General features: G+C 65.4%; 9 protein-coding genes. 1 reads left to right on the forward strand and 8 read right to left on the reverse strand.

The genetic code is table 11. The features are described from left to right. Positions 1 to 18: 18 nt before the first annotated feature. Positions 19 to 507 (reverse strand): hypothetical protein, encoded by a 489-nt coding sequence (locus G3N97_RS32165; protein ID WP_205996965.1) that lies wholly within the window; start codon positions 505 to 507, stop codon positions 19 to 21. Between the two features lie 274 nt (positions 508 to 781). Beyond that, the gene (locus G3N97_RS32170; protein ID WP_205996966.1) at positions 782 to 1,276 is read right to left on the reverse strand and encodes a nitrate reductase associated protein; all 495 of its coding nucleotides are present in this window, start codon (positions 1,274 to 1,276) and stop codon (positions 782 to 784) included. A gap of 293 nt (positions 1,277 to 1,569) precedes the next feature. Between G3N97_RS32170 and fdhD the strand changes: the two genes are divergently transcribed. After that, complete coding sequence (fdhD, locus tag G3N97_RS32175; RefSeq protein WP_346778155.1) at positions 1,570 to 2,445, forward strand: formate dehydrogenase accessory sulfurtransferase FdhD; 876 nt, start codon at positions 1,570 to 1,572, stop codon at positions 2,443 to 2,445. A gap of 12 nt (positions 2,446 to 2,457) precedes the next feature. On the opposite strand, the gene G3N97_RS32180 is transcribed toward fdhD, so the two are convergent. From G3N97_RS32180 to G3N97_RS32205, 6 genes are all read right to left on the reverse strand, one after another. Further along, positions 2,458 to 3,228, reverse strand: coding sequence for an enoyl-CoA hydratase (locus G3N97_RS32180; protein WP_124262495.1), 771 nt, complete (start codon positions 3,226 to 3,228; stop codon positions 2,458 to 2,460). Between the two features lie 128 nt (positions 3,229 to 3,356). Beyond that, positions 3,357 to 4,556, reverse strand: a complete 1,200-nt coding sequence (locus G3N97_RS32185; RefSeq protein ID WP_205996968.1) for an acetyl-CoA C-acyltransferase — start codon at positions 4,554 to 4,556, stop codon at positions 3,357 to 3,359. A gap of 38 nt (positions 4,557 to 4,594) precedes the next feature. Further along, positions 4,595 to 7,036, reverse strand: coding sequence for a 3-hydroxyacyl-CoA dehydrogenase/enoyl-CoA hydratase family protein (locus G3N97_RS32190; protein WP_205996969.1), 2,442 nt, complete (start codon positions 7,034 to 7,036; stop codon positions 4,595 to 4,597). Between the two features lie 165 nt (positions 7,037 to 7,201). Continuing rightward, positions 7,202 to 8,989 (reverse strand): acyl-CoA dehydrogenase C-terminal domain-containing protein, encoded by a 1,788-nt coding sequence (locus G3N97_RS32195; protein WP_205996970.1) that lies wholly within the window; start codon positions 8,987 to 8,989, stop codon positions 7,202 to 7,204. 72 nt (positions 8,990 to 9,061) lie between these two features. Next, on the reverse strand, positions 9,062 to 9,661 hold the full coding sequence (locus G3N97_RS32200) for a TetR/AcrR family transcriptional regulator (RefSeq protein WP_205996971.1): 600 nt from the start codon (positions 9,659 to 9,661) through the stop codon (positions 9,062 to 9,064). A 271-nt stretch (positions 9,662 to 9,932) separates the two neighbouring features. After that, positions 9,933 to 10,557: phospholipase D-like domain-containing protein (locus G3N97_RS32205; RefSeq protein WP_241030963.1), on the reverse strand; the 625-nt coding region annotated here is incomplete at its 5' end.

A 10,557-nucleotide genomic window follows, 5' to 3' on the forward strand; every position in this document is an offset into this window, starting at 1 on the left:
AGCCGCCCGACAGAGACACTAGCGGCGCACCTCTTCCCAGAATCGCTGCTCTTCCGGTCGTGCCTGGGGCGCCAGCCCCGCGGCGCTCACCTGCACGCGGGCATCGGCTAGACGCGGTTCGGCGCGGGCAAGGGTTTCATCGATTTCGCGGGCGAGCGTCGCCGCGTCGGTCGAGAGCGCGTCGAAACGGCGCGCGAGCGGCGCATTGTCGGCGAGTTCGGCGCGCAGCGAGCGGGCGGTATCGTCGAGTTCGTCGGCGCGGGCGTCGCGCGCGGCGGACGATTCGGCGACACCGTCGGCCTGCAGACGGCCGAGCGCCACGAGACCGCCGCCGAGCGCGCTCCGATAGCGATCCAGATCGTGTCGCACGCGCGCGGCCTGCGCGGCCCGCTGATCGATTTCACGCTGCGCGCCGATCTGCGTCCAGGCCACGAAAGCGTTTGCGCCCACGGCTGCCGCGACGACCGCCAGATTGATGAGGTGCCGCTTCGAAAAATGAAGATTCATTGAAAGCCGAACGTCGTTCGTCCCCGCGCGGAGGCACGGGCTGTCCGATTACGACCTGCGCGCGACAGGCTGGCGCGCGAAGCGCCATTCCGGATAACGGCAGACGTCGGCAAGGCTTGAGGGGCAATCGCGCGTGAATTCGCTCGAATCGGCGCAAACCGAGGAAACGCTCAAAACCCGCGTCCCGTCTGGGCTTGCGCGCAAACGTTTCACTGCGCGACAGGCGGAAAAATCGCCCGAAAAACCCAAAAACGCAGCGCGGAGGACCGTGCGTTCAGCGCGCCTCGTTGCGCGGCACCGCGAGACCGAACTCGCGCATCGCCGGAACGAAATCGTGATTCGCCTCGGGCTTGCGCGCGAGCTTGGCGAGCACGTAGCGCTGGAACGGCGCGAGCTGCGCCCAGTCTTCGATATCGGGCGTGCGCAGATCGGCGAGCCCCGCCTGGTTGGCGACGCCGCCCGGCACCGCGCTGACGTTGCGCCACGCGGGCGCTTCTTCGGGCGCGAACCATTCGGGTTCGACGTTCGCGTGCGTGCGCAGCATTTCGAAGAGCGCGTGATCGAAGTTAGGCTCGATCTCGGTATCGTCGTCGACGGGAAAGCGCGCGAGCAGGCGGCGATCCTCGTAAGGCAGCAGTTGCCACTGCGCGAGCGAAATACGCAGCCCGAAACGATCCAGATTGAAACGCACGCACATGGGGATGAAGGTGAGGTCCTCCGACGATACGACCTCGAATTCAAACAGCAGCGGAGTTTCAGTCAATGCCATGGCGTTATCCTCGCGAAACGGACGGCGGCAAACGGCGCCCGCTTGAGGTATTTTAGAACCTTATGTGCGCCGCGCAGCGCGTCCGGTTGTCTGCACCGCGTGCGCCGATACTGAATATCGGCACGCGACGCGGACCGCCGCCGACGCGCCAGCGCGGATAATGGCCGCTGCAGCGCGTGGCGATTTTGCGATTGTTTCGATTGCGTCGTTCCGCCCCCGATACCGCTCGCGCCTCTGCCTCGTTGATGGAGTCCCTTCGTTTGAATCCCGCGTCCCCTTTGCATCCCGCCGCTATCGCCGAACCCGCCAACCTTGCCGAGCCCCACGCGCCCGACTCCGGCGAGCAGCCCGGCGCCGTCGAATTGCGCGTGCACCGCCATCGCGGCGAGAGCGTGGAAACGCGCGCCGATCACGTCGGCCAGGAATGGCCCGTCGCGCTCGTCTTCAACGGCATCTCGCACGCGGTCATGATGTGCACGCCGCGCGACCTCGAAGCGTTCGCGGTGGGCTTTGCGATTTCGGAAGGCATCGTCGGGCGCAATGCCGACATTCAGGACATCGAGGTCTACTGGCACGCCGACGCCGAAATGCCGCACGCCGAAGTGCATCTCACGGTCGTGCAGCAGGCGTTCGTCGAACTGAAGGAAAAGCGCCGCGCGCTCGCGGGTCGCAGCGGCTGCGGCGTGTGCGGCATCGAGAGCATCGATCTGCTCGATCTCGAACCGGAAATCGTGCCCGATACGGGCTTTCTCGCGCGCCTCGCGCCCGACGCCATCGCGCGCGCCGCCCGCGAACTGCCGCAACACCAGGCGCTCACGAAACTCACGGGCGGGCTGCACGCAGCCGCGTGGTGCGATGCCGACGGCCAGATCCTGCGCGCCTTCGAGGACGTCGGCCGCCACAACGCGCTCGACAAACTGATCGGCCAGCTGGTGCTCGATCGCGCCGACACGCAGCAAGGCTTCGTGTTCCTCTCCAGCCGCGCGAGCTACGAGCTGGTGCGCAAGGCCGCGCGCGTGGGCATGCCGATGGTCGCGACGATCTCGGCGCCCTCCTCGCTCGCGATCACCATCGCGAAGCGCGCCGGACTGCGGCTCGTGAGCTTCTGCCGCGAGACCGGCTACGTCGATTACGACACGGCGGCGAGTACGACGACAAACGCCGCCTGAACGCGCTAGCGCTCAGTCGAACTGCCGGAAGTCCGGCTTGCGCTTTTGCAGGAAAGCCGTGAACGCCTCGCGCGCTTCGGGCGCGAGCAGCATCTTGCCGAAATGCACCGACTCCTCGCTCATCTGCGTCTTGATCTCGTGCTCGCTCGCGCGCTTCATGAGCGTCTTGGTCGCGCGCAGCGACGACGCGGGCAGCGCGACCAGCTTCGCGAGTTGCGCGCTCACGAAGGCGTCGAGTTCGGCGGCGGGCAGCACGCGGTTCACGAAGCCGATGCGATGCGCCTCGGCGGCGTCGAAGGTCTCGCCGAGCAGCAGCTTTTCGGCCGCGCCCTGATAACCGGCCACGCGCGGCAGCAGCAGCGACGAAGCCGCTTCCGGACACAGACCGAGCTGCGCGAACGGCATCGCGAAACGCGCCGTATCGGCGGCATACACCATGTCGCAATGCAGCAGCATGGTCGTGCCGACGCCGATTGCCGCGCCCTGCACCGCCGCGACGAGCGGCTTCTCGAAGGTGGCGATCGTGGCGAGAAAGCGCATCACGGGCGAATCGCCGCCGGTGGGCGGATTCTTCAGGAAGTCTTCGATGTCGTTGCCCGCGGTGAAGATCTCGGCGTGGCCGCGCAGCAGCACGGCGCGCACCGCCTTGTCGTCCTGCGCCGCTGCCAGCGCGTCGCTCATCGCCTGATACATCGCGGGCGTGAGCGCGTTCTTGCGCTCGAGCCGGTTGATGGTGATCGTCAGCACGCCGTTTTCGCGTGCGGTCAGAATGTCGTTGCTCACTGTACTGTCTCCTCAGTGCGAGGCCGGCGCGCCTCATTCACCTGCCGAATAGTAAAAACGGTTCGCAGACCGCGAAGTCTGCGAACCGTGTCGATCACGCATGGCATCTGCCTGCGCCAAAGAACCGCTTACAGGCGCTCGATGATGCCCGCCGCGCCCATGCCGGTGCCGACGCACATCGTCACCATGCCGTACTTCAGGTTGCGGCGGCGCAGGCCGTGCACGACCGTCGAGGCGCGGATCGCGCCCGTTGCGCCGAGCGGATGGCCCAGCGCGATCGCGCCGCCGAGCGGGTTGATCTTCGACGGATCGAGACCGAGATCCTGAATCACCGCCAGCGACTGCGCGGCGAACGCCTCGTTCAGCTCGATCCAGTCGAGGTCGTCCTGCTTGAGACCGGCGGCCTTGAGCGCGGCCGGAATCGCTTCCTTCGGACCGATGCCCATGATTTCCGGCGGCACGCCACGCACCGCGAAGCTCACGAAACGCGCGAGCGGCGTGAGGTTGAACTGCTTGAGCATCTTCTCGGAGACGACGATCAGCGCGCCCGCGCCGTCCGACGTCTGCGAGCTGTTGCCCGCCGTCACCGAACCCTTGTTCGCGAACACCGCGCGCAGCTTCGCGAGGCCTTCGAGCGTGGTGTCGGCGCGCGGGCCTTCGTCCAGCTCGATCAGACGCTCCTTCACCTTCACTTCGCCGCTGGCGAGGTCGGGGAAACGCTCGATGAGCGTGTACGGCGCGATCTCGTCCTTGAACTCGCCCGACTGCTGCGCGGCCAGCGCGCGGCGATGCGACTCGACCGAGAACGCGTCCTGCGCCTCGCGGCTCACCTTCCAGCGCTCCGCGACCTTCTCCGCCGTCAGGCCCATGCCATACGCGATGCCCACGTCTTCATTGCGATCGAAGATGTGCGGCGAGAGCGACGGCTTGTTGCCCATCATCGGCACCATGCTCATCGATTCGCAGCCGCCCGCGATCATCGCGTCGGCTTCGCCGACACGGATGCGGTCCGCCGCCATCGCCAGCGCCGTGAGGCCCGACGCGCAGAAGCGGTTGACGGTCACGCCGCCGACGCTCTGCGGCAGACCCGCGAGCAGCGCGCCGATACGCGCCACGTTCAGGCCCTGCTCGGCCTCGGGAATCGCGCAGCCGATGATGGCGTCTTCGATCACGCTCGTGTCGAGGCCGGGCACCTGCGCCACGGCCGACTTGATCGCGTGAACGAGCAGCTCGTCGGGGCGGGTGTTCTTGAACACGCCGCGCGGCGCCTTGCCGATGGGCGTGCGGCTCGCGGCGACGATGTATGCGTCCTGCAACTGTTTGCTCATCTGTAACTCCAGTCCGTTATGTGCGTACGCCGTGCCGCTTAGTTGCGCACCGGCTTGCCGGTTTGCAGCATGCCCATGATGCGTTCCTGCGTCTTCTGCGTGCCGAGCAGATCGACGAACGCGCGGCGTTCGAGCGTGAGCAGCCATTCTTCGTCGACGAGGCTGCCCGCTTCGACGTCGCCGCCGCAGACGGCTTCCGCGATACGTCCCGCGATCAGGTAATCGTGATCGCTGATGAAGCGGCCGTCGCGCATGTTGACGAGCGACGCCTTGATGGTCGAGATCGCCGAGCGGCCCGCGACCGGAATCTGCTTCGCGCGCAGCGGCGGACGGTAGCCCGACGCGCTCAGCGCGCGCGCTTCCTTCTTCGCCGTGTCGAGCAGCTCGAACACGTTGAAGACGATCGTGTCCGTCGGCTTCAGATAACCCATCGTGCGCGCTTCGAGCGCCGAGCCGGAGACCTTCGCCATCGCTGCGTTCTCGAACGACTTCTGCAGGAAACGCAGCAGATCGCTCGGCACGGCGCCGATCGCCGCCGCGCCTTCGGCCGCGCGAATCGCCGCTTCCTTCAGGCCGCCGCCCGCGGGCACGAGACCCACGCCCACTTCGACGAGACCGACATAGCTCTCGATGTGCGCGACGCGCTTCGCGCTGTGCAGCATGATTTCGCAGCCGCCGCCGAGCGCGATGCCCGACACCGCCGCCACGACCGGCACGTTCGCGTACTTCACGCGCAGCATCGTGTCCTGGAACTTCTTCACGAACGGCTCGATGCCCTTCGCGCCGCCCATCATGAAGGCAGGCATGGCTTCTTCGAGGTTCGCGCCCGCCGAGAACGGGCCGCCCGGCGCGCCGAGTTTGAGCGACGTCGGTTGCCAGATCACGACGCCCTTGTAGCCGTCTTCGGCGATCTCGATGGCCTTCACGAGCGAGTCGAGCACGCCCGGGCCCATCGTGTTCATCTTGCTCTTGTACGAGACGATCACGACATCGTCTTCGCCCGCGCGGTCGTCGACCCACGCACGCAGATGCTCGTTCTCGAACAGCGTCTTGCCGAAGCTCTTCGGATCGCGCGCATTCGACTCGCCGAACAGCGCCGCGCGGAACACCTGGCGCCCGTAGACCGGCAGATCCGGACGCGGCACGAAGCGCGACTCAGCCGGCGACCACGAGCCGTCCGCGCCATGCACGCCGCCGTTGTTCGCGACCGCACCTTCGAACACCCAGGCGGGCAGCGGTGCGTTCGACAGCGTCTTGCCCGCGTCGATGTCTTCCTTCACCCATTCGGCGACCTGCTTCCAGCCCGCGGCCTGCCAGCCTTCGAACGGACCTTCGTTCCAGCCGAAGCCCCAGCGGATCGCGAGGTCGACGTCGCGCGCGTTGTCGGCGATCGATTGCAGATGCACGCCGATGTAATGGAACACGTCGCGGAAGATCGACCACAGGAACTGCGCCTGCGGATGCTCCGATTCGCGCAGCAGCTTCAGACGCTCCGCGGGCGGGCGCTTGAGGATGCGGCCCACGAGTTCGTCGGCCTTCGCGCCGCCGTCCACGTACTCGCCGGTGTTGCCGTCGAGCACCTTGATCGCCTTGCCTTCCTTGCGATAGAAACCGCCGCCGGTCTTCTGGCCGAGCGAGCCCTTCGCCACCAGACCCGCCAGCACGGCCGGCGTCTCGTAGACCGGGAAGAACGGATCGTCCTTGAGGTTGTCCTGCATCGTCTTGATGACGTGCGCCATCGTGTCCAGCCCCACCACGTCGGCGGTGCGGAACGTGGCCGATTTCGCGCGGCCCAGACGGCTGCCGGTGAGATCGTCGACTTCGTCGAAACGCAGGCCGAACTTCTTCGCTTCGGCGATCACCGCGAGAATCGAGAAGATGCCGACGCGATTCGCGATGAAGTTCGGCGTGTCCTTCGCGCGCACCACGCCCTTGCCCACGACGCTCGTGAGGAACGATTCGAGCTGGTCGAGAATTTCCGGCTGCGTGTGCACGGTCGGGATCAGCTCGACGAGGTGCATGTAGCGCGGCGGATTGAAGAAGTGCACGCCGCAGAAACGCGCCTTGAGGTTGTCGTCGAAACCTTGCGACAGTTCCGTGATCGACAGACCCGAGGTGTTCGTCGCGAAGATGGCCTTCGGGCCGATGTGCGGCGCGACCTTCTTGTAGAGGTCGTGCTTCCAGTCCATGCGCTCGGCGATCGCTTCGATCACCACGTCGCATTCCGCGAGCTTCGCGATGTCGTCTTCGTAGTTCGCGGGCGTGATGTACTGCGCGTCGTCCTTCACGCCGAACGGCGCGGGCGAGAGCTTCTTCAGCGTCTCGATGGCTTTCAGCGCGATGGCGTTCTTCGGGCCTTCTTTCGCGGGCAGATCGAACAGCAGCACGGGCACGCGGGCGTTGATCAGGTGCGCGGCGATCTGCGCGCCCATCACGCCGGCGCCGAGCACGGCCACCTTGCGAATATTAAGATTGCTCACGTTGTTCCTCCAGCGGATATGCAATGTCGAGCGGATAGGAGATGTCTCGCGGCGCGCACCGGTGTGTCGTCGGGGTGGCGTTATTGTGTCCGGTGCGCCGCTTGAAGATTGAATTGATGCAGTGGCGATGCGCTCGCGTCAGCACGCGGCGCATCGCCCGAGCGCTTAGAACAGCGCTTCGTCGACTTCCATCAGCGTCTTCGAACCCGCGCGCGCCTGGCGGATCGAGGTCGCCGTTTCGGGCAGCAGCTTGGCGAAGTAGAAACGCGCCGTGGCCAGCTTCGACTTGTAGAACGGATCGCCCGAGCTTTCCTTGTCGAGCGCGATGCGCGCCATGCGCGCCCAGAAGTACGCGAACACCAGATGGCCCGCCGTGCGCAGATACGGCACCGCGGCCGCGCCCACTTCGTCCGGGTTCTGCATGGCCTTCATGCCGATTTCCATCGTGAGCTTCTGCATCTTGTCGCCGATGTCGGCGAGCGGATTCACGAACTCCTGCATCTCCGTCTTGATGCCTTCGGCTTCGACGAATTCCGTCACGAGCTTGCCGAACTTCTTGAGCTTCGCGCCCATGTCGCCGAGCACCTTGCGGCCCAGCAGATCGAGCGACTGAATCGTGTTCGTGCCTTCGTAGATCTGGTTGATCCGCGCGTCGCGCACGTACTGCTCCATGCCCCACTCGGAGATGAAGCCGTGGCCGCCGTACACCTGCATGCCGAGGTTGGTGCTCTCGAATGCGTTGTCGGTCAGGAAGGCCTTGATGATCGGCGTGAGCAGCGCGACGAGGTCGGCGGCTTCCTTGCGCTCGGTTTCATCGCCGTGCGAGAGTTCCTTGTCGATCTGCAGCGCCGACCAGTACGTGAAGGCGCGCGCGCCTTCGGCCCAGGCCTTCTGCGTGAGCAGCATGCGGCGCACGTCCGGATGCACGATGATCGGATCGGCAGCCTTTTCCGGCGCCTTCGGGCCCGTGAGCGAGCGCATCTGGAGGCGCTCCTTCGCGTACACGAGCGAGTTCTGGTACGCGACTTCCGTGAGACCCAGACCTTGCATGCCGACGCCCAGACGCGCCGCGTTCATCATCACGAACATGGCGTTCAAGCCCTTGTTCGGTTCGCCGACGAGCCAGCCCGTCGCGCCGTCGAGATTCATGACGCAGGTGGCGTTGCCGTGGATGCCCATCTTGTGTTCGATCGAGCCGCACTTGATGCCGTTGCGCTCGCCCACGTCGCCCGAGGCCGTGGGGATGAACTTCGGCACGACGAAGAGCGAGATGCCCTTGGTGCCTTGCGGTGCGTCCGGCAGGCGCGCGAGCACGAGGTGGATGATGTTCTCCGCCATGTCGTGCTCACCGCTCGAGATGAAGATCTTCGTGCCGGTGATGGCGTAGGAGCCGTCGCTGTTCGGTTCGGCCCTGGTGCGCAGGATGCCGAGGTCGGTGCCGCAGTGCGGCTCGGTCAGACACATCGTGCCGGTCCACACGCCTTCGACGAGCTTCGGCAGATAGGCCTGCTGGAGCGCGGGCGTGCCGTGCGCGTGCAGACATTCGTAGGCGCCGTGCGACAGACCCGGATACATGGTCCACGCCTGATTCGCCGAGTTGAGCATTTCGTAGAGCGCGTTGTTCACGAACGCGGGCAGGCCCTGGCCGCCGTATTCGGGATCGCAGCCCAGCGCGGGCCAGCCGGCCTCCACATACTGCTTGTACGCTTCCTTGAAGCCAGTGGGCGTGGTGACGACGCCGTCGCCGGCATACGTGCAGCCTTCGCGGTCGCCGACCTGGTTCAGCGGAAACAGCACCTCCGAGCAGAACTTGCCCGCTTCTTCGAGCACCTGGTTGATGGTGTCGGCATCGAGGTCGGCGTGCTTCGGCATCTGCTTGACTTCGCCTTCCACGTTCAGCAGCTCGTGCAGCACGAATTGCATGTCACGCAGCGGCGCGGTGTACTGTCCCATGTTTTTCTCCCTTGATAGAGCCTTAGAGTGTCGGGCCTTCGCGTACCGCCGCGGCGCTGTGCGCGGCGTGGGCTACTGGCTCACGCTCTGATACGAAACAATCAGTTTTTCGAACGCGGCCCACGTATGGTCGACTGCGTCCGGCAAGTGCAGGAAACGGCCGTCATGATGCAGACCCAGCGTTACGCTATACAGTTCGAACAACATCAGCGCGGGATCGGTGTCCCGTCGCAGATGCCCCTCCTCGATCGCCTGCGAAATGGCGCGCAGCAAGGCCGCCCGCCACATCGTCACGCTCGCCACCAGCTGCTCGCGCACCTGGCTGTCCGCGCGGTCGTCGTACTCCACCGCGCCGCTGATGTAGATGCAGCCGGTCGTGACCTCGTGGATGCGCTTCTCGAACCATCGTGACAGCATCGCACGCAGACGGGGCAAACCACGCGGTTCGCGCAAGCTCGGAAAGAAGACTTCTTCCTCGAATCTGCGGTGGTACTCGCGCACGACTTCGACCTGGAGATCTTCGCGCGAACCGAAGTGCGCGAAAACACCGCTCTTGCTCATCTGCATGCGTTCGGCCAGCAAGCCGATCGTCAGCCCTTCCAGGCCGTCGCGGCTCGCGAGGTCGAGTGCTGCATCCAGAATGGCGGCTCGGGTCTGTTCGCCTTTTCGCATAGCTTTATTTACCGTAACGATGTGGCCGCGATGTTGGCTTTAACTGCTGGCATCTGGGCCTGAATGAAATCGAACGGCCGTACTATTGTTGAGGACAGCCGTTCGCGAAACAAGGACTTTATTAGAAACCGATTTCTAACCGGTACTCTAATTTTCAGCCTTGGCGCGTCGCGCACAAGGGAACATTTCTCGATTGCCTGCGGGGCGATTCGTGTGGCAGGCAAGCGCCGTGCGCAGCGGCGTCGCGCGCACCCGGAAGCGGCTGCGGCGCCTAGTCATAGCCGCCCACGGTGAGCATCTTCATCACCACACGATATGAGTTCCACGCGAGCCAGTTCACCGCGCGTACGTGCCACGGACGCGCCTCGTAGCGCGCGCGGTCGATCATCGGCGACTCGTCGAAGGCGCTCAGGATCGCGCCGCGCAGCTCGCCGATCTGCGGATGCAGCACCAGCAGGACATTGGCCTCGTTGTTGAGCACGAGGCTCAGCGCGTCGAGATTCGACGATCCCACGGTGCCCCAGCTCGAATCGACCACGGCCACCTTGCCGTGCAGCATGGTCTTTTCGTATTCGGCGATCTGCACGCCCGCGCTCAGCAACTGGTGATAGAGAAACGGCGTGCCGTAATCGAGCACCTTGAACTCTTTTCGTCCGATCAACAGCTTGACCGTCACTCCGCGCGTGGCCGCTTCCACGAGCGCGCGGCGCAACCGCCGCCCCGGCATGAAGTACGGATTGGCGAGCAGCACTTCCTTGCGCGCCTCGCCGATGGCGTCGAGATAGGCCTTCTCGATCGCGCGCCGGTTCACGACGTTGTCGCGCGCGACGAAGGCCACGCACGGCACGCGCGCGGTGCGCGTATCGGGCACGACCGCACGCAGACGCTCGCGCAGT

This window comes from Paraburkholderia sp. Ac-20347, from assembly GCF_017104805.1.
Lineage (GTDB): Bacteria > Pseudomonadota > Gammaproteobacteria > Burkholderiales > Burkholderiaceae > Paraburkholderia > Paraburkholderia tropica.

Bases quoted from the DNA above. Each gene is read 5' to 3' on its own strand.
- G3N97_RS32165 (WP_205996965.1), bottom strand. From the start codon at position 507: ATGAATCTTCATTTTTCGAAGCGGCACCTCATCAATCTGGCGGTCGTC.
- G3N97_RS32170 (WP_205996966.1), bottom strand. From the start codon at position 1,276: ATGGCATTGACTGAAACTCCGCTGCTGTTTGAATTCGAGGTCGTATCG.
- G3N97_RS32185 (WP_205996968.1), bottom strand. From the start codon at position 4,556: ATGAGCAAACAGTTGCAGGACGCATACATCGTCGCCGCGAGCCGCACG.
- G3N97_RS32195 (WP_205996970.1), bottom strand. From the start codon at position 8,989: ATGGGACAGTACACCGCGCCGCTGCGTGACATGCAATTCGTGCTGCAC.
- G3N97_RS32200 (WP_205996971.1), bottom strand. From the start codon at position 9,661: ATGCGAAAAGGCGAACAGACCCGAGCCGCCATTCTGGATGCAGCACTC.